Origin of the sequence: Algoriphagus boritolerans DSM 17298 = JCM 18970 (assembly GCF_900108085.1) — a bacterium.
Classification (GTDB): Bacteria; Bacteroidota; Bacteroidia; order Cytophagales; family Cyclobacteriaceae; genus Algoriphagus; species Algoriphagus boritolerans.
On sequence record NZ_FNVR01000014.1, the window covers coordinates 37,288 to 62,333 of the forward strand.

General features: G+C 42.9%; 23 protein-coding genes. 15 read left to right on the forward strand and 8 right to left on the reverse strand.

The annotated features are described in order from the left end of the window. Nucleotides 1-579 precede the first annotated feature (579 nt). Together C4S61_RS12850 and C4S61_RS12855 are read right to left on the reverse strand one after the other, a co-directional pair. Entirely contained in the window at nucleotides 580-2,745 is a 2,166-nt protein-coding gene (locus tag C4S61_RS12850; protein WP_103925214.1) for a xanthine dehydrogenase family protein molybdopterin-binding subunit, read from the reverse strand. A gap of 2 nt (nucleotides 2,746-2,747) precedes the next feature. Further along, nucleotides 2,748-3,206, reverse strand: coding sequence for a (2Fe-2S)-binding protein (locus tag C4S61_RS12855; protein WP_103925215.1), 459 nt, complete (start codon nucleotides 3,204-3,206; stop codon nucleotides 2,748-2,750). A gap of 460 nt (nucleotides 3,207-3,666) precedes the next feature. Here C4S61_RS12855 and C4S61_RS12865 point away from each other — a divergent pair, with 460 nt between their 5' ends. From C4S61_RS12865 to hrpB, 3 genes are all read left to right on the forward strand, one after another. Further along, the gene (locus tag C4S61_RS12865; protein WP_103925217.1) at nucleotides 3,667-4,815 is read left to right on the forward strand and encodes a Gfo/Idh/MocA family protein; all 1,149 of its coding nucleotides are present in this window, start codon (nucleotides 3,667-3,669) and stop codon (nucleotides 4,813-4,815) included. 76 nt (nucleotides 4,816-4,891) lie between these two features. After that, nucleotides 4,892-5,407 (forward strand): DUF2911 domain-containing protein, encoded by a 516-nt coding sequence (locus tag C4S61_RS12870; RefSeq protein WP_103925218.1) that lies wholly within the window; start codon nucleotides 4,892-4,894, stop codon nucleotides 5,405-5,407. 126 nt (nucleotides 5,408-5,533) lie between these two features. Next, nucleotides 5,534-8,020, forward strand: a complete 2,487-nt coding sequence (hrpB, locus tag C4S61_RS12875) for an ATP-dependent helicase HrpB (protein WP_103925219.1) — start codon at nucleotides 5,534-5,536, stop codon at nucleotides 8,018-8,020. Here the strand turns inward: hrpB and C4S61_RS12880 are convergent, their stop codons facing one another. Beyond that, complete coding sequence (locus tag C4S61_RS12880; RefSeq protein ID WP_146064399.1) at nucleotides 8,021-8,569, reverse strand: hypothetical protein; 549 nt, start codon at nucleotides 8,567-8,569, stop codon at nucleotides 8,021-8,023. A gap of 115 nt (nucleotides 8,570-8,684) precedes the next feature. Next, on the reverse strand, nucleotides 8,685-9,206 hold the full coding sequence (locus C4S61_RS12885; protein ID WP_103925267.1) for a hypothetical protein: 522 nt from the start codon (nucleotides 9,204-9,206) through the stop codon (nucleotides 8,685-8,687). Nucleotides 9,207-9,254: 48 nt separating this feature from the next. Here C4S61_RS12885 and C4S61_RS12890 point away from each other — a divergent pair, with 48 nt between their 5' ends. Further along, a complete protein-coding gene (locus C4S61_RS12890; protein WP_103925221.1) occupies nucleotides 9,255-9,962 on the forward strand; it encodes a hypothetical protein in 708 nt (235 codons plus the stop codon). 71 nt (nucleotides 9,963-10,033) lie between these two features. Here the strand turns inward: C4S61_RS12890 and C4S61_RS12895 are convergent, their stop codons facing one another. The 3 genes from C4S61_RS12895 to C4S61_RS12905 form a co-directional block, all read right to left on the reverse strand. Further along, nucleotides 10,034-10,414, reverse strand: a complete 381-nt coding sequence (locus C4S61_RS12895) for a TM2 domain-containing protein (RefSeq protein WP_103925222.1) — start codon at nucleotides 10,412-10,414, stop codon at nucleotides 10,034-10,036. After that, nucleotides 10,407-10,712 carry a DUF2752 domain-containing protein gene (locus tag C4S61_RS12900; RefSeq protein WP_103925223.1) on the reverse strand — a complete coding sequence of 102 codons (306 nt, stop codon included), beginning with the start codon at nucleotides 10,710-10,712 and terminating at the stop codon, nucleotides 10,407-10,409. Before C4S61_RS12900 ends, C4S61_RS12895 begins: the two co-directional genes overlap by 8 nt. Before the next feature lie 108 nt (nucleotides 10,713-10,820). After that, nucleotides 10,821-11,903 carry an oxygenase MpaB family protein gene (locus C4S61_RS12905; RefSeq protein WP_103925224.1) on the reverse strand — a complete coding sequence of 361 codons (1,083 nt, stop codon included), beginning with the start codon at nucleotides 11,901-11,903 and terminating at the stop codon, nucleotides 10,821-10,823. A gap of 49 nt (nucleotides 11,904-11,952) precedes the next feature. Between C4S61_RS12905 and C4S61_RS12910 the strand changes: the two genes are divergently transcribed. Together C4S61_RS12910 and C4S61_RS12915 are read left to right on the forward strand one after the other, a co-directional pair. Beyond that, a complete protein-coding gene (locus C4S61_RS12910; protein ID WP_103925225.1) occupies nucleotides 11,953-12,846 on the forward strand; it encodes a TolB-like translocation protein in 894 nt (297 codons plus the stop codon). Between the two features lie 18 nt (nucleotides 12,847-12,864). Beyond that, nucleotides 12,865-13,782, forward strand: a complete 918-nt coding sequence (locus C4S61_RS12915) for an SMP-30/gluconolactonase/LRE family protein (RefSeq protein ID WP_103925268.1) — start codon at nucleotides 12,865-12,867, stop codon at nucleotides 13,780-13,782. Between the two features lie 162 nt (nucleotides 13,783-13,944). Here C4S61_RS12915 and C4S61_RS12920 read toward each other — a convergent pair whose 3' ends face one another. Continuing rightward, on the reverse strand, nucleotides 13,945-14,652 hold the full coding sequence (locus tag C4S61_RS12920; protein ID WP_103925226.1) for a DsbA family oxidoreductase: 708 nt from the start codon (nucleotides 14,650-14,652) through the stop codon (nucleotides 13,945-13,947). Nucleotides 14,653-14,884: 232 nt separating this feature from the next. Here C4S61_RS12920 and C4S61_RS12925 point away from each other — a divergent pair, with 232 nt between their 5' ends. From C4S61_RS12925 to argH, 9 genes are all read left to right on the forward strand, one after another. Next, nucleotides 14,885-16,132: an aminotransferase class V-fold PLP-dependent enzyme gene (locus C4S61_RS12925; RefSeq protein WP_103925227.1), complete on the forward strand. Its 1,248-nt coding sequence runs from the start codon at nucleotides 14,885-14,887 to the stop codon at nucleotides 16,130-16,132. 388 nt (nucleotides 16,133-16,520) lie between these two features. Next, nucleotides 16,521-17,204, forward strand: coding sequence for a GNAT family N-acetyltransferase (locus tag C4S61_RS12930; protein ID WP_103925269.1), 684 nt, complete (start codon nucleotides 16,521-16,523; stop codon nucleotides 17,202-17,204). A gap of 33 nt (nucleotides 17,205-17,237) precedes the next feature. Further along, nucleotides 17,238-18,428 carry an argininosuccinate synthase gene (locus C4S61_RS12935; protein WP_103925228.1) on the forward strand — a complete coding sequence of 397 codons (1,191 nt, stop codon included), beginning with the start codon at nucleotides 17,238-17,240 and terminating at the stop codon, nucleotides 18,426-18,428. Continuing rightward, the gene (gene argC, locus C4S61_RS12940; protein WP_103925229.1) at nucleotides 18,421-19,389 is read left to right on the forward strand and encodes an N-acetyl-gamma-glutamyl-phosphate reductase; all 969 of its coding nucleotides are present in this window, start codon (nucleotides 18,421-18,423) and stop codon (nucleotides 19,387-19,389) included. The genes C4S61_RS12935 and argC overlap by 8 nt, the downstream gene beginning before the upstream one ends. A 165-nt stretch (nucleotides 19,390-19,554) precedes the next feature. Beyond that, nucleotides 19,555-20,688 carry an aspartate aminotransferase family protein gene (locus tag C4S61_RS12945; RefSeq protein WP_103925230.1) on the forward strand — a complete coding sequence of 378 codons (1,134 nt, stop codon included), beginning with the start codon at nucleotides 19,555-19,557 and terminating at the stop codon, nucleotides 20,686-20,688. Between the two features lie 25 nt (nucleotides 20,689-20,713). Next, entirely contained in the window at nucleotides 20,714-21,658 is a 945-nt protein-coding gene (locus C4S61_RS12950; RefSeq protein WP_103925231.1) for a Rossmann-fold NAD(P)-binding domain-containing protein, read from the forward strand. Between the two features lie 139 nt (nucleotides 21,659-21,797). Then, the gene (gene argB, locus C4S61_RS12955) at nucleotides 21,798-22,598 is read left to right on the forward strand and encodes an acetylglutamate kinase (RefSeq protein ID WP_103925232.1); all 801 of its coding nucleotides are present in this window, start codon (nucleotides 21,798-21,800) and stop codon (nucleotides 22,596-22,598) included. Further along, nucleotides 22,598-23,668: a M20 family metallo-hydrolase gene (locus C4S61_RS12960; RefSeq protein WP_103925233.1), complete on the forward strand. Its 1,071-nt coding sequence runs from the start codon at nucleotides 22,598-22,600 to the stop codon at nucleotides 23,666-23,668. Before argB ends, C4S61_RS12960 begins: the two co-directional genes overlap by 1 nt. Before the next feature lie 12 nt (nucleotides 23,669-23,680). Next, nucleotides 23,681-25,015 carry an argininosuccinate lyase gene (gene argH / locus C4S61_RS12965; protein ID WP_103925234.1) on the forward strand — a complete coding sequence of 445 codons (1,335 nt, stop codon included), beginning with the start codon at nucleotides 23,681-23,683 and terminating at the stop codon, nucleotides 25,013-25,015. Nucleotides 25,016-25,046 lie beyond the last annotated feature (31 nt).

The following is a 25,046-nucleotide window of genomic DNA, read 5'->3' on the forward strand; positions in this document are numbered from 1 at the left end:
GCAGGTCTTATTTTTTGAACCATTAAAGAAGTTGAGGGATTTAAGGTTTTGCCATATTGTCTTGTTCTTCCTTCCACACTATCCTGCGTCTCCAGACGCTGGATTTGATTATAGGGAAAGAGCTGCTTTCATAAAACCGCCGAAAAAAAGTTCCCCCAGATTTTCGCTGAAAAAGAAGCAGATTGACACAGATTATAAAAACACAGATTTGTCCTAAGTCACAAATAGCTGTTAGTTTTTTATAGTACACAAATGCTGCTTTCGGAAAAGCAGTTTACCATGTAACAAAGAAAAGCAGCATAATTAGCTATTCTAAATTCCCTTAATTTCTCAACAGTGAAAACCATTCCAAATGGTAAAAATAAAAAACGCTGCCTAAGGAGAAGCAGCAAATTAATTGAAAAATTGAAAGATTTGAGTATTGAAAAATTAGTACGAAGTTCAATTCAATATTCGCCATTTTACAAAATGAATTGAAAGAAGAAAAGCCTCCAAACTTGATTTTGGAGGCTTTTTGCATTTTGATTAGTTTAGGATGGAATCAATTTTCAAATTTTTCAATCTCGTAATTTTTCAATCCTAGGCTCGACGAATTTCCAGCTTAATATCCGAGAATTCCTTTTGCTCGATGAATGGTTGACTTCTGAGCCTTCTTCCTGTGGCAGAGAAGATCGCATTGGCAATCGCCCCACCTGTGGGAGGAAGAGCCGGCTCGCCCAATCCAGTCGGATCAAAGCCAGTATCCAAGAAATGCGTGTCGATTTCCGGAACTTCTTTCATTCGGATCAGACGGTAAGAATCAAAGTTTTTCTGCTTGGGCACTCCGTTTTCGAAAGTCAGGTTGCCATACATAGCATGTCCCATTCCGTCCACTATTCCGCCACGGACTTGGTGATTGGCACCGGTTGGATTTACGACCATACCGCAATCAGTCACCGCTGTTACCTTTTTGAGAACCGGACTTCCGCCTTCCATGACTATATCAGCCACTTGGGCTACATAGGATCTGTGTGAGTAATAGACGCTAAATCCTTGTTTCACATTGGGGTCTTTACCCCAATTTGATTTTTCAGCTGCTGCTTTTACCACGCCAATCATCCGATCCACGTCATATCCCAATTCTCCTCCAACAGGAGAAGTTTTGGCCTGCTGTAATAAATCCAATCGGAACTGAACAGGATCTTTGCCAGCCGCAAGCGCTACCTCATCCAGGAAACTTTGCTCTGCGTAAGCCAAGAAATTGGTGATTGGAGCTCTCCAGGCATTGGTAGTAATACTTGACTTGTGTTCAATACTTTCGATCAGGACATTTTCTACTGCACCCGAAGGAAAGTTGTTCTCACGCGTACAGTTTCCGGCATTCATTCCAACACCTCGCAGTTTGTAGGCAATCATATTTCCAGAAGCATCCAATCCTGCCTCAAATCTATACCTTACTGCCGGACGATAGGCACCACCGGTAAGTTCATCTTCACGACTCCAGGTCACTTTGACAGGTGCATTCATAGCTCTGGAAACTTCCACTGCTTCCTCGACAAAATCCGCACGAAGTCTTCGGCCAAACCCACCTCCAAGTCGGGTAATTTCCACGGTGATATTTTCGGGTGGAATTCCCAGAAGTTGCGCTGTGGCTTGTCTTGCCCTGTCTGGAGTTTGAGTAGGACCAATAAGTTCCACTTTGTCTCCTTGTACGTGCGCGAAAAAATTCTCAGGCTCCATTGGCGAGTGGGCAACGAAAGGACACTGATATTCGGCAGTTACTACTTGAGCTGCATTTTTTATGGCAGCATCGAAATCCCCGTCTTTTCGCTTTACTTCCCCTTTACCGTTCGCCATCAATTCAGCGAAAATCCGATCATGGTCGGCTGTACTTTCTACTGCACCATCCGGTTCATAATCGATCCGAAGGAGCTTTTTAGCTTTCATCAGTGGCCAGGTAGACTCACCTACCACTGCTACGCTAGTTCCAAAGGTGACCACATCTTTTACTCCTGAGACTCCTCTTGCTGCCGAGTCATCGACGGATTTGATTTTCATTCCAAAAGGAGCCCGCTGAATCATGGCATGCAGCATTCCCTCACGGTAAAAATCCAAGCCGTACATGGGTTTTCCGGTGTACATTTCTTTGGCATCCACATTTTTCACAGCTGTGCCAATGATTTTGAAATCCTTTTTGTCTTTCAAAGTCACTTCCTCAGGAGCAGTCATGGTGGCTGCTTCAACTACAAACTCACCAAAGTGCCCGGTTTTTCCAGATCCTTTGTGAGAAATTATTCCTTTTTCAACCGTAATTTCAGAAGCATCCACATTCCATGCTTTTGCGGCAGCAGCTACCAAAACAAACTTGGCAGTTGCTCCCGCCTTTCTCAATCTTTCCCAGCTATGCGGCATCGCACCGGATCCACCTGTAAGTTGTCGGTCGTATTTTTCGGTATCAAGGTTTGCCTGTAGTACTCTTACTTTTTCCCAGTCCGCATCCAATTCTTCGGCTACGACCATCGGAAAAGAAGTTTTGATATTTTGACCTAATTCCGGATTTGGAGAATAAATCACCACGTCACCTGTCGGCGATATGGATAAATAGCTGTTAAAAGATTTCGCCTGCGAGAGAATTTCATCGGTACTGAGAACTTCCATTTTGGGAGAATCACAACTATACCAGCTGAATCCAATGACTAATCCACCGACAGATGTTCCTGCTATTTTGAGGAAGTCTCTCCTACTTGCTTTTGTTAGTGTTGCCATGATCAGTTGGTTTTAGCGGCTAAAGCGACTGCTTCACGAATCTTGTGATACGTTCCGCAGCGGCAGATATTTCGATTCATTGCATTATCAATCTCTTCCATACTTGGGTTGGGATTGTTCTTCAAGAGTGCTGCGGCAGTCATTATTTGACCAGACTGGCAGTAACCACACTGTGCCACATCGACCTCCTCCCAAGCCTTTTGAACTGGATGATCTCCCCTTTCAGAAAGACCTTCGATCGTTACCACTTCTGAATTCCCTACACTGGACACGGGTGTCATGCAGGAAAAAGTAGCATTACCATTGATGTGCACGGTACAGGCACCGCACTGTGCGATTCCACAGCTGAATTTGGTACCGACTAGTCCCAAATGATCCCGAAGAACCCACAAAAGTGGGGTATCGTCTTCTACATCGACGGAATGGGACTTTCCATTGATTTTCAGATTAAAGTTTGCCATGAGTTTTGAGTTTATTCAGAAGCTTAAGTTATAGATAATTTTTTGCTTATCAGATTGGAATTCAAGTCAATCGTACTGATTTTGGATGAGTTGCAATACGAAGGGATGAATGAAAGTTATGAGCCTGGTATTAGGTTCTATTTGAGAAGCATAGGCCAGTACCAATGGAATGGGCCAATTCAAGGATTCTAAAAAAACGGCCTGTTCAGTTACTTTCTCTTGGAAAAGAAAGGTGCCACTGTGATGTAACATAACCGTACCTAGCCAAAACCTGATCAGTAGAATGGCAGGATTTAACAGCTTGATTTGGTAAAGTTTAGAAATGCTTTTCATCTAAATGATGTAATCAAGAAATCAATTTCAAACTATTTTAACCAGAAACTCACTTTTTCTGACCTGTTTCTTGAAAATTATTTATTTATCTTCGAAGCGATTGTTTTCTTAACAAAACCCTAAACCTATGTCACAAACCATCAAAGCTGCCATCGTAGGCACTGGATTCATCGGGCCTGCTCATCTTGAGGCACTTAGAAGATTACCAAATGTCGAAGTTGTTGCCCTTTGCGAAGTCACTCAGGAACTTGCCAATGAAAAAGCAAAAGTTCTGGGCATTGCTAGAGCCTATACCTTCGATGAAATGTTAAAGCACAACGATATTGACGTAGTTCATATCTGCACTCCTAACTTCCTGCACTTTGCACAGGCAAAGGCTGTACTTGAATCCGAAAAGCATGTCATCTGCGAAAAACCACTTGCAGTTAAAATCGAAGAAGCTGAAGAATTAGTAAAAATCGCTTCGGCAACCGGATTGGTCAATGCCGTCCATTTCAACCTACGCTACTATCCTATGGTCCGTCAGATGAAGACCATGCGAGAAAAGGGTGATTTGGGAAAAGTTTATTCTGTGATGGGTTCATACCTACAGGATTGGCTTTTCTTCCAAACCGACTACAACTGGAGATTGGAACCGGACAAATCGGGGGATTCCCGCGCAATCGCTGACATCGGATCCCACCTACTCGACATCACCGAATATGTGACTGGTCTGAAAATCACCGAAGTCATGGCGGATTTCTCTACAGTTCATAAAACCCGTCTGAAACCGCTGAAAGCAATAGAGACCTATTCGGATACAAAACTCCAAGCATCGGACTATGCTGAAGTTCCCATCAACACAGAAGATCATGCGACGGTTTTACTTCGATTTGACAACGGTTCAAAAGGCTCAATCACCGTATCCCAAGTAAGTGCCGGTCGCAAAAACCGACTTAACATAGAAATCGCCGGTTCCAAATCCAATTTTGAATTCAATTCAGAGCGTCCGAATGAACTTTGGATCGGCAAGCGGGAGAAAGCCAATGAGGTGTTGATGAAAGATCCAGGATTGACTTATCCTGAAGCTTCGGCATTGATCAGTTTTCCCGGAGGTCACAACGAGGGATTTCCGGATACTTCCAAGCAAATGTTCAAGGAAGTCTATGCAGCGATTGCTTCAGGAAAACAACCCGAAAATCCCTCTTTTCCAACATTTGCTAGTGGTTTGAGAGAATTGATTATAAGTGAACGAATTGTAGAAAGTAACAAAAAGCAAGCTTGGGTGAAAATCTGAAAACCTTTTATCCGATTTGTCAGTAAGCAAACAAGAAAATAATACCATTAACTCTACATTCAAATAAACTGAATCAATGAAAACTATCAATTTTAAAAAAAATCTGTTGGCTATTGTTCTAATGGCTTTTGTAGCCTTAGCAGCTAATGCGCAAGAAAAAGCTAGCCCGGCACGTACAGCTGAAGGAACCGCTGCAGGTTCTAAAATCACCATAAAATACTCATCGCCGGCTGTAAAAGGTCGAGTAATATGGGGTGATCTGGTTCCTCTTGGTCAAGTTTGGAGAGCAGGGGCAGATGATGCCACTACATTCACTACAGAGAAAGATATTTTGGTCGAAGGGAAAAAACTCCCGGCAGGAACCTATAGCTTCTTTATTATTCCCGGGGAAACTGAGTCTACATTTATTTTCAATAAGGTAGCAAAGCAGTGGGGTGCCTATAATTATGATGCTAAAGAAGATGCGTTAAGAGTGAATGTTCCTTCTCAGCAAACCGCTACAATGGAAGAAAGATTGGTCTATGAAGTGAAGCCAGACGGCTTTGAAGTACGATGGGAATACGGAAAAGCTTCTGCTAAAATCGGTTCCTGAATTTTATAAACCTGCATTTCATAAAATAGCCTAAAAAGCCACCGAGTTAACGCTTGGTGGCTTTTTTATGCTCTTTTTTGACAGGTTAATTAGCAAGCGATTGCTGATACCTTAATTTTGTAACGCATGTCTGAATTTAATCCGTTTTCCTTTGATCTTCCGGTTGCCGAGATCATTCCTGAGGTCAAAAATCAACTTTCTCAATCAAACTCTTTAATCATCCAAGCCCCTCCCGGAGCTGGGAAGAGTACGCTTTTGCCATTGACATTTTTGGATGAACCTTGGCTTGAAGGAAAGAAAATCCTTATGCTTGAACCGAGGAGATTGGCGACAAAAAGCATTGCCCAGCGGATGGCAAGCATGCTTGGCGAGGATCTTGGCGACACCATTGGATATAGAATCCGTTTTGAATCCTCGATATCCGCCAAAACAAAAATCGAAGTAATCACCGAAGGAATCCTCACCCGAATGATGCATTCGGACAATGCATTGGAAAATGTCGGTTTGGTCATATTTGACGAGTTTCATGAGCGAAATCTCCACTCTGAAGTTGCTTTGGCACTTTGTCGGGAGATTCAGCAAGTGCTTCGTCCTGACCTCCGAATTTTATTGATGTCGGCTACAATTGATGCGGAGCAGCTTTCCCGACTTTTAGGTGCCAAAGTCATCCAAAGTCAAGGCAGGCAATTTCCCGTCGAGGTCAATTACCTGAGCGAGATTGATGAATTTGCTATCGGGGAAGATGCGGCACGACAAATAATCCCGCTTACCAAAAAGCATGAAGGTGATTTTTTGGTCTTTTTGCCTGGACAGGGAGAAATCAAGAAAACAGAACAAATCCTTAAAAAGGCCCTGCCTGACACGGTTGTGGTGCCACTTTTCGGTCAGCTATCTCCATCGGAGCAAAATCGCGCTATGCTACCTCACCCTTCGGGAAAGCGGAAAATCGTGCTATCCACTGATATCGCCGAGACTTCTTTGACCATAGAAGGGATCAAAGTTGTGGTCGATTCCGGATTTGCGAAATCCAATCGGTTTGACGCTAGATCGGGTCTTTCCCGTCTGGTTCTGCACCGGATCAGCAAGGATTCTGCCGATCAGCGGAGTGGACGAGCGGGACGTTTGACCGCCGGTCATTCCTATCGGCTTTGGTCTAAAGCTACGCAAGGGCAGCTGCCAGAATACCGTGTCCCGGAGCTTATGGAGGCTGATTTAACAGCTTTGGTATTGGATATGAAAGCTTGGGGAAAACAAGAAATCCGATCCATGACCTGGCTGACGCCTCCTCCGGCAGGTACTTTGGCTTTGGCGGAGAAAACACTGGAAGCCATTGATGCAATTGCCGAGGGTAACTTGACTGAGCACGGAAAAGAAATCCATCAGGTGCCCTGTCATCCTCGCATCGCGCATATGTTGCTCTTTGCCAAGCGAATGGATCAGCTTGGCTTGGCTACGGATATTGCCGCTGTTTTAGAGGAAAGAGACCCACTTCCACAGGATTCGGGTGTGGATTTGAATTTGAGAATTGAAGCACTTCGAAGATTCCGAAGTCGTGGTGTAAACCTGGCTAGAATCAAGAAGATCGAAAAAGTAGCTAGTCAATATCGGAGGATGTTTGGAATCCAGCCTGAGAATGAACCAGTGGATCCCTGGCAGACGGGTTTGCTTTTGGCCTATGCATATCCCGAACGGATTGCCGCTGCGAGACCGGGAAACAATGCGCAATTTCAGCTTTCAAATGGAAAAATAGCCCAAATCGGGCATCGGGATGACTTGGCACATGAACCATGGCTGGCAGTGGCCCACGTAGATGCCCGGGAGGGAATGGGAAAAATCTGGCTTGCGGCTCCTTTGAATCCCAAAGATCTGGCTCCCCTGCTTAAAACCCGTGAAGTGTTGGAATGGGACCGGAAAAAAGGTGGCTTGATAGCCCTGTCCGAGGTTCGGATTGGATCGATTGTCCTTGGGACAAGACCGCTTCAGAAGTTTGATAAAGTCTCCGCCAAAACAGCGATTTTGGAAGCGATTGCTGAGGACGGAGAAATGCTGTTGGATTTTAACCAGAAAGTTGAACAATTGATTTTTCGGGTACAATCGTTAAACAAGTGGAATTCCGATCAGAATTGGCCTTTTTGGACTAGTGAATCCCTGTGCTTGAATGCTAAAGACTGGCTTGAACCGTATTTGGATCATGTGACAAAAAACGAGGAACTGAAGAAGCTTGATTTATTTTCTATTCTCCTTCATACTCTTTCTTTTGAGCAACAACAAGTGCTAGATGATCTAGCACCAAGCCATTTAACTGTTCCTTCAGGAAGTCAGATTCCTATTGAATACAAGTCAGAAGGCGAGACTCCCCTCCTGTCGGTCCGGCTTCAGGAGCTTTTTGGACTACTGGAAACACCAAAAGTAAACGATGGGAAAGTTCCTGTCTTAATTGAATTACTATCGCCCGGCTATAAATCGGTCCAACTGACCCAAGACTTAAAGAGTTTTTGGGCAAATGGCTATTTCGAAGTAAAAAAGGAACTGAAAAGACGCTACCCAAAACATGAGTGGCCTGAAGATCCAATCAGCGCTGAAGCAGTCCGAGGAGTAAAAAAAAGAGTCTGATCAAACTTCCAGATTATCCAAATAATGTAGCAATTGGAGAAAAGAAGCAATCGTAAACGGGGTCATTTCCCGCTCACGGATAGTCTCCAGGTAGATTTGACGTAAAATTGGATAATCCTCGGGATTATAGAATTTTGCCAAGGTGACACCACGGAAGGAATTATAGACAAAGTTTTGTGTTTTGAAGGCTTTATCTTTTCGCTCGGCAAAGGCTCTTTCCAGGTTTTCAGGTTGGATCATTTCGTCCAACCAGTGAAATCCATGCATTACAAAAAACTTTTCGGAAGCTTCAATTGCCTCAGCCAATTGATAGTCATTTTCGATGACAAATCGCTTAGGGATCATTTTCCCGATTTTATCAGGAGTTTGAATGAGCGTAATTGATCGATCTGAGTAATCGCTGAGTGTAGGTAAAAACCTGTGAATGATTTCCTCAACCCTGTGGATTCTTATACCAAGGTTATATTCCAGGTAGCTTACGTCGGGATATTCACTGAAATGAACGAAGATAACCTGCTGACCATGAGGATAATTTTTATGGTACAGCAAATTAGAAGAGTGAAATTTAAACTCAAAATCGTTAAAGAATTGTTGATGTAACTCAATTACTTCCTGCTTCCTCATAGATTATTAAACTGAGGAATTTCCATTTTGTTGTGTTAACTCAGGAAAATAATTCCCTCATTTCCTGCAACATAGGTTCGATTTCTGATTTTTTGACAGCCACACTTCCCTCATCTTCTGGATTGTGCAGGTAGTGATTCCAGTGTTTTTCAGCTTTTCGGATCGTACGGGGGGTCACATCGAATTCCACCTCATCCAAATAAACTTTGGCCAACGTTGAGGCTTTGTAATTCCCAAAAAGAAAAACCTTGAAAACGTCCACAAATCGGTTGCTCAAGTCAAAATGTTCCAAAATCTGCACAAAAGCACCCTGGACAGTTTTGTTTTTCTTGTCAAAAATGGTCTCAAAAATCACATCCAGCCCCTCTTCCTGAAACTTTGTCTTCGAAAGAGACCTGCAAGCCAAATAAGCCAATTCCCAATTATCTCCTCTGACCAATTCCAAAAGCTTTTCTTTTGTTTCCTCGTCAGCCACGCCGCCAAGCTTATCAGCAAAAAAGTAAGCTTCAGATTCCTTGGGATCGCACATCCGGTCAAAAAGTTTTTGAATATCTTCCTGCATGATTTTTTCTTTATTTGTGCAAAGATAGCCAATAGTTTTTTCCCTAAAATGAATATTCCCCAAGCACAGCTAATCAGTCATGAACTTGCCGATTACCTGATTTCTGATTCATTAGCCAAAGGTTTCTCCCTGTCATTCGATAGTAGGAAGCATCAAGTGGTGGTTGAAGACAATCAGGACTGGTTGGCAAAGATCTACCTGCCCTGGACAGTTCAATGGTCAGAAAGCATCGGGCTTTTGGAAAATTCAGACTCCCATTTTTCACTGGTACTCATCCGTGCAGGTCAGGCAGTTGTGGGCTATTTTCATCAGGGAGTCCTACTTGACCACAAGGTATTCAGGGCATATATGGTGAGACAGAAGCAAGGAAAATCTCAGATTAAATATCTCAAAACCAAGGGAAAATCACGTTCTGGTTCACGTATAAGATTAGCAGAGACAACTCAGTTTTTCGAAGAAATAAATGATCGATTGGGAAGTTATGCTGCTCAATTCCCCATTGATTTATGGGGAATCAGTTGTGCCAAAACGCTTTGGCCTTATTACTTCTCCTCAGCTGTTACTCCGCCATTTACCTCAAAAGCTGATAATCTGATCGAACTCCCATTTCACGTTTCCCAAGGATCCTTCGAAGAATTAAAAATCGCTGGGGAATTACTTCAAAAGTATCAGCTGATTCTTTCAGAAAAAGGAAAGAATTTGATAAGCGTATTTCCAGAATCTGATTTTGATCCGACACAAAAAGCCGATTGGTAAATCATGCTTCACTCGCCTAAACAAAAGAAAGCCCCGGCTATCCGAGGCTTCCAAAGGGTTTAAACTTCTACTTATATCGAACTTCCTCCTCCCATATTCGGGAAGTGATTGGAGATCATGGCCAGGGTTTCATGAGCCATTTTTACATTGTACTCGTAGGCCAGGCTTTTGTAATTCACCAAATCCACTATGGTACCGATAAAACACAACCCGAGCGTCAGGATATACAATATTCCGAGACCAATCTGACCCAAAATAAACCGGTGCAGACCAGCAAACCCGAAGAAACCCAGTAAAGTCAGAATCAAGATCATCTGTGAGTCTTTTCTTCTTGCACGGTAAACCTGTGCAAACAGAGAGGCTTGGTCTTCATCCATGTTTTTCATAAGTCCCTGGATATATCCCAGTTCCATACCTTCCAGTTCAGGAAGGTGTCTCAATACATTAGCCATAATTGTGTGTTGTTTTTAGGTTTTTTATAAGATTCCAAATTCGGTGAAAGATCACGACAAAAGCTACCATTCCCAGCGGGTGCATGGACCAAGAGGCCTGAAAATCTCCATGTGCCAGAAGATTCATGGACCTACCTAATCCGCATCCGGGACACCATTCGAAACCAAGTTGATTGAGCGGACACAAACTCAGGTGACTTTCAGCATGTGGTTCCATTGTCAGAATCGCAATTAAGCTTCCTATCCAGAACACCAACTCAAGAGGAAATCGATGTAGATATGCAGTGATCTGCTTCATGCCACTCAAAGTACGAAAAAGGTGCCATCTGGCAAATGTTGCTTAAAAACGCCAGAATCCGCCCTCCTGTAATTCAACTGCGTGATAAGTGGACAAAAAAGTGTTCGATTATGAACGGGCGATCTCAGGAAGTTTAATTATCATCAACCTTCCGAATTGTTGAATTTGTTGCTGATCCAGATTCCTTTTCAAATTCACGTAAGTATTTTTGGTTCGTCTATTTTTCTGGCCATTTAGTTTGAGTACCAGGCCAAGCAAATCACCCTGGATCAAGCGGTTTGAAGTAAGATTAAGGGCTTTTGACGCGTCTTTTCCCAGAAAGAACGCAACGATTCCCTCGATTTGATCAATTAAAATCGGATCAGGGATAGTTTTTCTGTAGTAATTCAACAATGCCCCAATTAACTTTTGACCTGCTTCTGAAGCCCGGATATGTCGCTTCCTGATCAGTTTATCCAATTCAAAGGCTTCCTTAGAAGTCTCCGGCCAGATATTCACATCAATTCCGATTAGCTCACCGATCCATTTCCAATAGGCTAAAATGGCCTGATGCTGCGCCTCAGTGAGGCTGATTCCTAATTTCAATAATCCCCGCAATACAATTTGACTAAAAGCAAGGTTGGTCCCGAGCATGTCCTCCTGATTGACTGGTTTTCCATAGGCATTATCCCAATCCTTAGCATAATGCGAGATGAAATACCGGCTAAAGGCATGAATGAGTCTTACTTTAGCACAAACCAAAAACGCACTCCTTTCGGAGGTAAAAGCTCCAGGTTTAAAGATTTCCATCACAAAGCTGCCTGTCTCACCCAAGCGCTCGCCGATGGAATCTATGATTCGTTTTGATCTTACCAAGACCTCCGCGCCATCTGCAAATGCATAGCAATAAGGAAGGGAATATAAGCCTAGCATTGCGGTGTATAGTTGTCCGTTTTCCGCAAAAAAGCGTTGACCATTTTTCAGGGTACCAGGTTCAGTGGACGTTTCCTTTTGTTTATAGAATTCAAAGAACCGGACAAGATCAGTGTCAAAATCTGAGGGCGAATCATCGGGAATAGTCTGCCAGGAATTAATCAATTTTATCCAGTCCGGATGTTTGATCAAACTCAAAACAGCACAATCAGCCAGGTCGTCCTGACGGTCACGAAGCGTATCGAATAAAGAATCGGTATATAGATGTAACTTTCCCACGCCATTCTAACCTTGATTTTGTAATTTGGTTGACTTTAAACCTGTCTTGATGAATAAAATAATTTTAGCCCTTTCGATTTTCTTTGCAATGGGGTTACAAACCACTCTGGCTCAGGGAGGTTTTGATATTTGGATGTTGGATACCAAAGGCAAAGGGAGAAAATTTAAAGTCCTCCCGGAAACAGCCAAGCCCTTGACTAATCGACCGGAATATGATAACCAGCCCAATTTTATAAATGATTTTCAGTTGGTATTCTCAGCTGCGGACGAAAATGGCAATCATGACATCATCGTTTATAATTTTAAAACTGAAAAATTCACCAATCTCAGTAAAACAGCTGATCGGAGTGAGTTTTCACCAACCTTGACAGATTGCGGTTTATATGTTTCAGCTGTGGTTATGGAGCCCGACAGTACCCAGCGCCTTTGGTTATATCCCACAAATTTTGGTGAACCGGAGCTACTCTACGATGATATTGCTCCAGTTGGATATTACGATTGGTATGATAATAAAGCGGCGATGTTTATACTTGGAGACCCAAACAAACTTGTTTATGCTCGCGGTAAAGGTGATCTTTTGGAGATTGACAATCACATAGGTAGAGCTATTAAACGTAGACCCAAAACCTCTCAAATCAGTTATTTATCCATGAAGTCACCAAATGAAACTGAGCATGGACTTGAGTTGCCGATCAGAACCTATGACCTTCTGAACGGAAAAACGGAGGTACTTGGCTTTGGATTAGCCGGTGCTTTGGATTTTATTTGGCAGGATCACCACTACTTATTGATGGCTCAAGGAAACAACATTTACCATAAAAAATCAAATCATTCCGAATGGGAATTTCTCGGAACAATCCAGTCTGATTCACATCAAAACATCACCAGAATTGCCTACAGTCCGGATCTAAAAAAACTGGTAGTAGTCATGCAGCGCAAATAACCCCAAAAATCTATGCAAATGAATTTCAAATGTTCGCTTACCCTTACAGCACTGCTCTTATCCTCTTTTTCGCTATTGGCCCAAATCGAGGATAAACGCGGAGTAGTCGCAAAAAACGCAGAATTAGTGAAAGTTCAGGATGGATTTAAATTTACCGAAGGTCCCGCTGTGAATCGGATGGGCGATATTTTTTTTACTGACCAACCTAACGATAAAATCTATAAGTGGTCTGCCGGAAGTAACAAAATCGAACTTTTCAAGGACGGCGCAGGCCGCTCCAATGGATTGTATTTCCAATTAGACGGAACTTTGATTTCCGCAGCTGATCTTCAAAATGAACTTTGGGCAATCGACCAGAATACAGGAAAGGAAACAGTAATAGTCCCTTCTTTCAGAGGTAAAAAACTGAATGGCCCAAATGACGTTTGGGTAAGACCAAGCGGTGGATTATATTTCACAGACCCACTTTACCCCAGACCCTATTGGGAAGGAATAAGAGGGAAAGATATGGAACAGGACGGGCAGCACGTTTATTTCCTTTCTGCGGACAGATCTGAGCTTTTCAGAGTGACCGAAGATCTGACTCAGCCCAATGGCATCGTGGGCACTCCTGATGGAAAAACCTTGTATGTGGCAGACATCGGAGCAAAAAAAACCTGGAAATATGATGTCTTGCCTGACGGCTATCTGACGAATAAAACGCTATTCTGTGAAATGGGATCAGACGGGATGACCATCGATGACAAGGGAAATGTTTACCTGACCGGAAAAGGCGTTACTGTATTCGACAAAAATGGAACTCAGATCGCACACATTCCTGTGCCTGCTGACTGGACTGCGAATGTGGTTTTTGGCGCACTGGATCGCAGAACAATGTTCATCACAGCAATGGATGCTGTCTACACCTTACAAATGAAAACCAGAGGCGTTTGGTGAAAAAGACACAAGAAGGTAAAAGCAAGATACAGGACCAAGGTAACTTTTCAACTTTCAAATTAAATGATCAAATTTTAGGGACACTTTTCACGGCTCCCTGAAATTTGATCATTGGTTAATCCACCTGCCTCTTGTTTCTTGGTTCTGATGCCTTGGTTCTATTTAGCAATTCCCATCCACTTCACAGCTCTCCCCATCGGCATTCCCAGCCAGGTCTAAAGTCGGATTCTTTTTGGCAAATTCAGCCCAGGCTTTTTCCAGCGTCTGATCAAACACCTCATCAGGCTGTGCACCTGAGATTCCAAATTTTCGATCCAGAACGAAAAAAGGAACACCCCTTACACCAAGTTGTCTTGCTTCATAAATATCATGATCCACAGCATCTTCAAACTGATTTGATTCAAGCATTACTTTAATTTTTTCTTGGTTCATACCCACTTCTTTACCTAAGGAGATCAAGGTAGTAAAGTCATCCACATTTTTGCCTTCGGAAAAATAAGCACGAAGCAACCGCTCTTTCATGGCATCACCTTTTCCGGACTCTTTTGCCAAATGAATCAGACGGTGGGCATTTCGGGTATTGGCTACCACGGCATGTTCGAAATCAAAGTCAAGACCCTGAGCCACGGCCATATTCACGACGTTGGCAGTGATTTCACGGGTTTGCTCCATAGACCAACCCTTTGACTGAGATAAATGCTCCAAAGTACTGATATTGGGATTTGTTACCTGATCCGGATTGAGTTGAAAACTCTTCCATTCGATCTCCACTTTGTCTTTGAATGGAAATTTTTCAAGTGCCTTTTCCAACTTTCTTTTGCCGATGTAACAAAAAGGACAAACAACATCCGACCAAATCTCGATTCGCATAGCTTTTTTTATTTACTTAACTGAAAAATCAGATTTTAAACCAAAGAGTTCAAGCTTAAGCTGTGAAGACCAAAGAATGTCCCTCCTGCGCGATGGAAATCGATGACCAAGCATCCATCTGTCCCATCTGCCAATTTGAATTCCCAAAGCGCTCTCCCTGGATTACATGGATGGCGCTGGTTCTTGTCCTTGTTTTTTTACTTTCCTTCTTCCTCTGAAAATCTGCAAGACGATGAATAAACGATCCTTCCTTAAATCTTTAGCTGCTTTGGGTATTGGTACTGGGGCTATTTTTGAGAGTAAAGCAAAACCTTTATCCTGGAAAAACCTGGATTTTGGTTCAGCAGATGTCTGGGATCAAATCCGAAATGGATACCGAATCAAGCCGGATTATATCAATCTGGAAAATGGCTATTACTGCTTTCTTCCGGAGGAAACGCTGGAGAAATACATTGAACATATCCGGGAGGTCAACTATCAAGCTTCCTTTTACATGCGCGGGGTCCAGGTAGAAAACAAAGCCAAGTCTGCCGCAATGCTTGCCGAACTCGTCGGGGCATCGTCAGAGGAAGTGGTTTTGACCAGAAATACCACTGAGTCTTTGGATTTGATCATTTCCGGGTATCCATGGAAAGCCGGAGATGAAGCCGTTTTTGCCTATCAGGATTACGGAAGCATGCAGACCATGTTTGAGTTAGCCTCCAAACGCTGGGGAATTAAAACAGTCAAAGTTAATATCCCCATGCATCCCGAAAATGATGAGGAAATCGTGGAGGTTTATCGAAAGGCCATCACACCGGATACGCGTCTAATTATGGTGCCGCATATTGTAAATATAACCGGACACATTCTTCCGGTACGGAAAATCGCTGCAATGGCCCATGAGCGTGGTGTTGAAATCATGCTTGACGGAGCTCATGCGGTAGGTCACTTCACCTTTAAGATGCATGAGTTGGACTGCGATTATTACGGCAGTAGTCTACACAAATGGCTCAGCGTCCCGCTTGGTGCCGGCATGTTGTATGTTAAAAAAGAGAAGATAAGCAAGATTCAACCCCTACTCGCTCCCTTTGACATGAATCTCAAAACGATTGGCTACCTAAATCACATTGGAACTCATCCCGTAGCCACAGATCTTGCTGTGATTAATGCCATAGAATTTCAGAATAAAATCGGTGCCAAACGAAAAGAAGAGCGGCTGAGATTTCTTCAAAAATACTGGTCGGATCAAGTCAGAAATCACCCCGGCATCCAGGTGAACACACCTATAGCGGATGATAGATGTTGTGGTATCGGAAATGTTTGGGTAGAAAGATTCGCTCCAGCTGAAATGGGCAAAACCCTGATGGAAAAGTACAAAATCTTCACTGCCCCGATAGATGGCGCAGGTGTGAGAGGCGTTAGAGTTTCACCCAACATTTACACTTCAACAGCCGAATTGGATCAGTTGGTTAAAGCTTTGAAAGAAATGGCAGGATAGGTACGTTGACGAAATTTAATTCTGAATCGATCGATTTTTACAGGATTTTACTCAGATTGATTGAAGCAGAATGCAGAAATTGAAATTCTTTCAAATTATCAGATAATTTTCTTGCTATTTATTAATTGAGGTATAACATTTGCAGCCTCAATAGCATGATTAAGAATTATTCCATAGCGCCCAGCTTCTCAATTGCCTCAATGGAGGTAGTTGTGTCGGTTGCTTTGCCTTTTTTTGCTCCTTCGAGGAGAAATAGGTTTACCTATAGGGTTTGACCCTGTAATATTTTCAGTTTTCCTACGTGGAAAACCTATCTCGCCCAATCCTTTAAATTCCTAACTTATCTTCAACCTCCATCCAGTCATGGAGAAAATTCATGCAGTCCATTATGGAAGACATTTCTTTCAAAATCATTGTAGCTGATTCTTCTCACAAGGGTTTCACCACTATCATCGCAAATGAAATGGAAAACTCAGCCAAAGCCCGGGGAACAGGCATTGCAAAGCGAAGCCCTGCCTACTTGGAGACGAAAATGGAAGAAGGCAAAGCCGTTATTGCCCTGACTTCGGATGGAACATGGGCAGGATTCTGCTACATCGAAGCTTGGGGCCATGGTAAATTCGTGGCCAACTCCGGTTTGATCGTATCTCCTGAATTCAGAAAGTATGGTTTAGCCCGGAAAATCAAGCGGGAAATATTCAAACTCAGCCGCAAAAAATACCCGGAATCCAAGATTTTTGGATTGACTACTGGTGCAGCAGTAATGAAAATCAACTCCGAGTTAGGCTATATTCCGGTATCTTATTCGGATCTTACGGATGACGAAGAATTTTGGAAAGGATGCAGAAGCTGTGTGAATTATGAGATTTTGATGTCAAAAAACCGCCAAAACTGTCTCTGTACTGCGATGCTTTACGACCCCAATGCAAAACGAAATAACACAGAAGACCTGGCACTTCGGGATGATTTCAAAAAAGAAATTAAGTTGTTTGATCGATGGGTCAGACTCAAAAAATATGTCATGCTCAAACTGAACAAATCAAAGGATTCGATCATAAGCATATTTCTTTAATCCATTCCCGATGGGATCAAACCTATTTAAAACATGAAAAAAGTTGTTTTGGCCTACAGTGGGGGCTTGGATACCACATATTGTGCACTTCACCTCACCAAGGATCTTGGCTATGAAGTTCATGCGGTAATTGTCAATACAGGAGGTTTTTCAAAAGAAGAATTAGCTGCTGTTGAGGCGCGTGCCAACACCCTCGGAGTTGCTTCTTTTCATATTTTGGAAGTTCTTGACACCTATTATGAAGAAGTGATCAAGTACTTGGTGTTTGGAAATGTGCTGAAAAATGCCACTTATCCCCTATCTGTTTCGGCTGAGCGAATCCTTCAGGCTAAATCACTGGCAGAATATGCCAAATCAATTGGTGCAAAAGCAGTAGCACATGGTTCGACCGGTGCAGGAAATGATCAGGTGCGGTTTGATATGATTTTCCAGACGATTGTTCCGGATATCGAGATCATCACCCCTATTCGCGATCTTAAACTTTCGCGTCAGGAAGAAATCGAATACCTCAAAAAGCATGGGGTATCCATGAATTTCGAAAAGGCCGCCTACTCCATCAATAAAGGTATTTGGGGAACTTCTGTAGGGGGTAAAGAAACCCTGACTTCCTCTGACTTTTTACCTGAAGAAGCCTGGCCCACACAGGTTACTGAAAATGAAGCTAGAGAGATAAAATTGACCTTTGTTCAAGGAGAATTGAAAGGAGTAAACGGTGAAACATTTGAAAATCCAGTCAATGCCATACAAAAAGTTCAAGCTTTAGCTGGCCCTTACGGAATCGGTCGTGATATCCATGTCGGAGACACGATTATTGGAATCAAAGGCCGGGTAGGTTTTGAAGCTGCAGCTCCGATTATCATTATCAAAGGGCATCAGCTTTTAGAAAAACATACTTTGACCAAATGGCAAATGTTTTGGAAGAATCAGCTTTCCGAATTCTATGGCAACCACTTACATGAAGGGCATTATCTGGATCCGGTGATGCGAAACTTGGAAGCATTCTTGGCAGATACCCAGAAATTTGTCACAGGCGATGTTCGGGTTTTATTGCAGCCATACCGCTTTACCCTCCTTGGAATCACCTCTGATCACGATTTGATGTCATCCAAATTTGGCAGCTATGGGGAAATGAACAAAGGCTATACCGGAGAGGATGTGAAAGGATTTACCCGGATTTTGGGCAATCAAACGGCCATTTTCCACAAAGTAAACAGCGATGACTAAAATCAAAACAGCGGTCATAGGAGCAGCAGGATATACCGGGGGCGAATTGCTTCGCATCCTGGTTCATCATCCGGCCTGTGAATTAGTCTGCGTTCACTCTAATTCCCAAAAAGGAAAGATAGTGTCCGAAGTTCACCCGGATTTGATCGGTGATTGCAACTTGGAATTCACCGATATTGTACCCGAATCGGGTCTGGATGCGGTTTTCTTGGGTTTGCCTCACGGCGAAACCAAAGGATTTCTGGAATCCCATCATTTTTCACCGGAAACTGTCATCATAGATTTGTCCACCGACTTCAGAAATGAATCGGATGGTTTTGTCTATGGTCTTCCGGAAGTGAATCGGGAGAAAATCAAATCTGCCAAACGAATCGCAAATCCAGGTTGCTTTGCTACTGGAATTCAACTGGCCCTGGCTCCTGCGATCGCTAAAGGCTGGGTGAAAGAAACGGTGCAAATTTCAGGAATCACCGGAAGCACCGGAGCTGGTAAAAAATTGGGGGAAACTTCCCACTTCAGCTACCGAACAGGAAACATGTCTGTTTACAAGCTCTTTACCCATCAGCATCTCAAGGAAATCAAGCAAACTTTCAGTCAGTTAAATTCTGACTTTAATTCAGAGTTGCTTTTTGTCCCCTATCGTGGGAATTTCTCCCGAGGAATCTGGATCACAGCCCATTTTCCTTTCTCAGGAACTGAGGAAGAGGCCATCAAAGCCTATCAGGGATTCTACAGGAACGCTGCATTTACCTTTGTTTCTACGCAGGATATCGATTTAAAACAGGCGGTAAATACGAATAAATGCATTCTTTATGTCCAAAAAGAAGCCGGACAACTGGTTATTTATTCAGCAATTGATAATCTTCTGAAAGGGGCCTCAGGACAAGCTGTCCAGAATTTTAATCTTGCTTTTGGCTTGGAGGAAAAGATGGGCTTGAAGTTGAAGTCTATTGCTTTTTAAGCAGCAAGACATTAGACACAAGAATTTAGACAAAAGAAAAATTAGAACTTCGATATTCTGAATTAGAAGTTCAGTATTTCAAATTTTGAAATTGAGGATTGAGAAGCTCTAAAGCCTCGTATTTCGTACCTCGTATTTCTTTTCTTTAGTAACTCGTACTTCAACATGAATTTATTCGACGTATATCCCCTTATTCCAGTCACTTTGGTGAAAGCCGAAGGGTGCAAACTATGGGATGATCAGGGACAGGAATATTTGGATCTGTATGGCGGTCACGCGGTGATCTCCATCGGTCACACGCATCCGCACTATGTCAAGCGGATCAAGGATCAACTGGATCAAATTGCTTTTTATTCCAACTCCATCCAGATTCCAATCCAAAAAGAATTTGCAGACAAGCTCGGCCACCTTTCCTGCCTGCATGATTATGCGCTGTTCCTTTGCAATTCAGGGGCTGAAGCCAATGAAAATGCTATCAAAATGGCCTCATTCGCAACAGGAAAACCCGGATTTATCGCCTTTTCAGGTTCATTTCACGGAAGGACATCAGGAGCCGTTGCGTTAACAGATAATCCTAAAATAGTTGCTCCCTCTAATGCACGAACCGATTTTCATATCCTTCCCTGGGGAGATTTGGAAGCGTTAGAAGTTGCCTTAAAAACCAATACGATAGCCGGTATTATCATCGAAGGAATTCAGGGAGTTGGGGGCATTCAGGTTCCTTCCGAAGAGTTTCTGAAAGGTATTTCTGCCTTGACAAAGAAATATAAAGCAAAGCTGATTTTGGATGAAGTCCAATCAGGCTACGGAAGAACGGGACGATTTTTTGCACATCAGTGGGTGGATGGAATCATGCCTGATCTCATCACCATGGCCAAAGGCATGGGAAATGGCTTTCCGATCGGTGGACTGCTGATCTCACCGGAGTTTAAGGCAAGTCACGGATTATTGGGGACGACCTTTGGAGGAAATCATTTGGCCTGTGCGGCAGGACTGGCAGTTTTGGAGGTGTTGGAAGTTGAAAATCTTCAGGCCAAAGCATTGGAGCTTGGAGATAAACTGATGGAAGAACTTAAGCAAATCCCGGGAATCACCGAAGTTCGGGGCAAAGGATTGATGATAGGAATAGACTTGGACAGAGATGCGGGACCAGTTCGCTCCGAATTGGTGAAGAAATATCACATCTTCACAGGTTCCGCTGCCAAAAAGCAAACCATCCGATTACTCCCACCTTTGTCGGTAGAATGGAATCAATTACATTCGTTCTTGACCGCATTGAAAGAAATTCTTAGTAATTAGCTTTTTACCCCCTATTCTATTATTAATGAAGCACTTCACAAAATTCGAATCCAGGGAATTAGGTCAGGAATTAATTGATCTGGCACTTGCTTACAAAGCAAAACCGAGCTTGGACCTGGCAAAAGGCAGAGGCAAGCGAGTGGGTTGTATTTTCCTTAATCCCTCGCTAAGAACACGGGTAAGTACACAGATCGCTGCACAGAATCTGGGAATGGAAGCCATTGTTTTGAATATGGACAAAGAAGGATGGGCTTTGGAAATGAAGGAAGGTGCAGTAATGAACAAAGGTACTGTAGAACACATCAAGGATGCCGCCGGAGTTTTGGGTTCATACTTTGACATCCTGGCAATTCGGGCGTTTCCTTCTTTGACCAATCGGGATGAGGATATCAATGATTTTGTTTTTGGTCAGTTTGTAAAATATTGTGGCAAACCGGTGGTCAGTTTGGAATCAGCCATTCGTCACCCACTTCAAAGTTTGGCAGATCACGTCACGATGAAGGAATTTTCTGAAGAAAAAAGAAAACCAAAAGTAGTAATGACTTGGGGACCTCACATCAAGGCAATTCCGCATGCAGTGGCCAACAGTTTTTCCGAATGGACGCTTGGCATGGGTCATGAACTGACCATCACTCACCCTGAAGGATATGAGTTGGATGAAAATTTCACCAAGGGCGCAACCTTAGAATATAATCAAAGTAAAGCCCTTGAAGATGCTGATTTTGTGTATGTTAAAAACTGGTCTTCTTTTAATGATTATGGAAAAATTCTTTCCACTGATCAAACTTGGATGCTCACTGAGAAACATTTGAAAAAAGCCAAAAATGCTAAAGTGATGCATTGTTTACCCGTTCGCAGAAATCTTGAACTTTCGGATGAAATTTTGGATGGGGCACGTTCTTTGGTCCAGAGACAAGCTGAAAATAGAATCTATGCGGCGCAAGCCGTTCTTAGCAAAATCCTGGGTTAATTCCTTTTTTAGCTTTCAAACCTATGAAATCGAGCATTGAGAAGAAGTCAAACCGAGCAGAAACGATTAAATATGCGAGATTCTCCCGAAGAAAAATCGGGACAGGCTATCTGACCAATAAAAATCAAGTTATAAACCGATGAAAATATCAATCATCAAAATCGGCGGCAATGTCATTGACTTCCCGGAGAAGTTGGATGAATTTCTGAGTCTTTTTTCTAAGTTTCCGGGATATAAAATTCTAGTGCACGGAGGAGGAATCATGGCCTCTCGCTTTGGTGAATCCATGGGAGTCATGCCCGAAATGGTCGATGGACGTCGCATTACGGATAAAGACACGCTGGACATCGTGACCATGGTTTATGCAGGCTTGATCAATAAAAACATGGTGGCCAAGCTCCAGGCGCTGAAAGTAAATGCCATCGGAATGACCGGTGCAGACGGAAATCTCATCCGATCCATCAAGCGGCCTGTCAAAGGAATTGATTATGGATTTGTGGGAGATATTCAGGAGGTAAATACCGATTTGATCAAAACGCTGCTCGGTGGAGGCCTTCATCCTGTGGTCAATGCCATTACGCATGATCAAAAAGGTCAATTGCTGAATACAAATGCGGATTCAATAGCCTCTGCCCTAGCGACTAGCCTGGCGACCGAGCATCAGGTTAACTTGTATTTTTGCTTCAATAAAAGTGGCGTTTTGATAGATGAGAAAAATGATAATTCCATTATTCCGCTGATCAACGAGGACATTTATGCTGAGCTTCGCAAAGAAAATGTGATTCACTCCGGAATGATTCCCAAGTTGGACAATGCGTTTGCTGCTTTGGAAAAAGGGGTTAACAATGTGTGGATAGGAAAAGCAGAGAATCTTCTTTTGGCAGCCAAGGGAAAACTTTCCGGGACAACCATAGAGCGAAACCGCTACGACCTATACTGATGGAAAACTTAAACTCACTTTTTGAAGAAGCGACTCTGCTGCTGAAGAGTTTGATTGAAATCCCATCTTTTTCCAAAGAAGAGCAGAAAACAGGGGATCAAATTGAAGACTTTTTGAAAAAAAAAGGAGTTGAAGTAAACCGCTCCGGGAACAATATTTGGGCCTTTTCAGGCGAATATAATCCTGTCTTACCGACTTTATGGCTTAATTCCCATCACGATACAGTAAAGCCAAATGCAGGCTATACCAAAAATCCATTCAGTGCCATTATAGAAGATGGGAAATTGTTCGGCTTGGGAAGCAATGATGCCGGAGGTTCATTGGTAAGTTTGATTGCTGCATTTACTCATTTTATTGGTAAGGCTCTACCTTTCAATCTTTTATTCATTGCTTCAGCTGAGGAAGAAATTTCCGGCGCCAATGGCATTTCTTCTATCCTTACTCTTCTCCCCGAAGCAGAATTGGCCATAGTCGGTGAACCCACACAAATGCGTTTGGCGGTTGCTGAAAAAGGACTTTTGGTAATTGACGCAAAAATCCATGGTAAATCAGGGCATGCGGCCAGAGAAGAAGGCGTGAATGCGATCTACCTGGCTTTGGAGGATTTGGAAGAAATCAGAAACTTCCAATTTATGAAGTCAAGCCCCTTTTTAGGAAGGACGAAGGTATCCGCTACAATAATCAGAGCAGGGCATCAACATAATGTGGTCCCTGATCTTTGCGAATACACCCTGGATGTACGGGTGACTGACGCTTACACGCTGCAAGAGGCATTTGAAGAGTTAAAGTCCAACCTCAAAGCCGAATTGACACCCAGATCGATGAGATTGCAGTCATCCCATCTTCCTGATGGACATTTGATGTATCGGGTGGCCGACAAGTTGGAACTTGAAAAATTCGGAAGTCCTACACTTTCTGATCAAGCCTTGATACCTTGGCCATCTGTTAAAATTGGACCGGGTGATTCTGCACGTTCACATTCTGCGGATGAATTCATCTATTTGGAGGAACTTCGAAAAGGAATCGAAGGCTATATCGCAATTATCAAAAAATACGCTGAACTCAGCTAATCCATTAAACTTATGAAACTCTGGCAAAAAGCCACCGGCAGCAAAAAAGAAGTGGAACAATTCACGATCGGTCGAGATCCTGAGTTTGATGTGATACTTGCTCCTTTTGATGTGTTAGGGTCAATGGCTCATGCCAATATGCTGGCTAAAATCGGACTGTTGACTTCTGAGGAGAATGAAATTCTGCAAAAAGGATTGAAAGAAATTTACTTCGAAATCGAGCAGGGTAAGTTTAGTATAGCTGAGGGTGTGGAAGATGTACATTCTCAGGTGGAATTTTTACTCACGGAGCGATATGGAGAGGTTGGTAAAAAACTTCACAGCGGCAGAAGTCGAAACGATCAGGTTTTGGTAGACCTCAAGCTTTACTATCGAGCAGCAATCCGAGAAATAGTGGAAGATGCTCTGGAGCTTTTTGACTTACTGATTAGCCTTTCGGAAAAGCATAAAAATGACTTGATGCCGGGATATACGCATACCCAGCTCGCCATGCCTTCTTCTTTTGGACTTTGGTTTGGATCTTTTGCCGAGGGATTGACTGAAGATTTCGGTATGCTCAAAGCCGCTTTTGACCTCAGCAATAAAAACCCCTTGGGATCTGCGGCAGGTTACGGTTCCAGTTTTCCTCTGGACAGAACTTTAACCACGGAATTATTAGGTTTTGCGGATCTCCATCATAACGTGATCAATGCTCAAAATAGCCGGGGAAAGACTGAAAAAACGCTTGCATTTGCAATGGCAGGAATGGCATCAACGCTCAATAGACTGGCGACCGATGTTTGTCTTTTCATGAATCAGCATTTTGCGTTTATCACTTTTCCGGATGATTTGACTACGGGAAGCAGCATCATGCCTCATAAGAAAAATCCGGACGTTTTTGAGCTGATTCGATCCAAAACCAATCAGGTTCAGGGAATTTCCACTACTGTCGGCTATATGTTGACAAATATGTCCACTGGCTATCATCGGGATTTACAATTATTGAAAGAGGAGATTTTTCCAGGTATTGAGACACTTAAGTCCTGCCTGACGATGACGACTTTTATGCTAAAATCAATCAAAGTCCGTCAGAACATTCTTCAAGATCCGTTTTATAAGCATCTTTTCTCCGTGGAAGTTGTGAATGAATTGGTCTTGAATGGAGTCCCTTTTCGTGATGCTTACAAGCAGGTCGGTTTGGAAATAGAAGCTGGGCAATTTGCTCCCAAACAAGACCAACTTAATCACACCCACGAGGGAAGCATCGGGAATTTATGTCTGAAGGAGATTATTGAAAAAATGAAGTCAGCCACCAAATCCTTTGATTTCGAAAAGATTGATCAAAGAATTCTTGATTTATTGAAATAAAATAATATTCCCACTCATCGAATTTTTTCAG